Origin of the sequence: Actinophytocola xinjiangensis, assembly GCF_001921215.1 — a bacterium.
Lineage (GTDB): Bacteria > Actinomycetota > Actinomycetes > Mycobacteriales > Pseudonocardiaceae > Actinophytocola > Actinophytocola xinjiangensis.
In genome coordinates this window covers 1-742 of record NZ_MSIF01000067.1, presented here as the reverse complement: position 1 = coordinate 742, position 742 = coordinate 1, and the positions used below count along the sequence as shown (strand labels likewise).

Below are 742 nucleotides of genomic sequence, written 5' to 3'. Positions count from 1 at the left end.
TGGACGATGCCGTTGGCGACCGCGTCACACGCCGTGATCCCCCCGAACACGTTCACGAACACACTCCGCACGTCCGGATCGGACAGAATGATCTCCAACCCGTTCGCCATCACCTCGGCCGACGCACCACCACCGATGTCCAGGAAGTTCGCCGGAGCCACACCACCGAACGCCTCCCCGGCGTAGGCCACCACGTCCAACGTCGACATCACCAGACCAGCACCGTTACCGATGATCCCGACCTGACCCGCCAACTTCACATAGTTCAGGTCCTTGGCCTTCGCCGCCGCCTCCAACGGATCCTCGGCGGCCACATCCACCAGATCCGCGTGCCCCGGGTGCCGGAACGCCGCATTGTCATCCAGCGTCACCTTCCCGTCCAACGCGATGATCCTGTCCTGAGGATCCCGCACCAACGGGTTCACCTCGACCAACGTGGCATCCTCCGCCACGAACGTCTCCCACAACTGCACGACCACCTCAGCGGCCTTCTCGACCACCGCGTCCGGGAACCTCGCCGCCCGCACGATCTCCGTGGCCTTCGCCAGATCCACCCCCACGATCGCGTCCACCGGAACCTTCGCCAACGCCTCCGGCCGCTCCACCGCCAACTGCTCGATATCCATCCCACCCTCAGCGGAAGCCATCGCCAGGAACGTCCGGTTCGTACGATCCAGAAGGAACGAGAAGTAGTACTCCTCGGCAATATCCGACGCCGGGGTCACCAACACCCGACGGACGA

At 64.6% G+C, this 742-nt stretch carries 1 protein-coding gene; it reads right to left on the bottom strand.

Features of this window, described 5'->3' with window-relative positions; genetic code table 11:
* A partial coding sequence (locus tag BLA60_RS41840) for an ATP-grasp domain-containing protein (RefSeq protein ID WP_342744832.1) occupies positions 1–742 on the bottom strand: 742 nt, incomplete at both ends.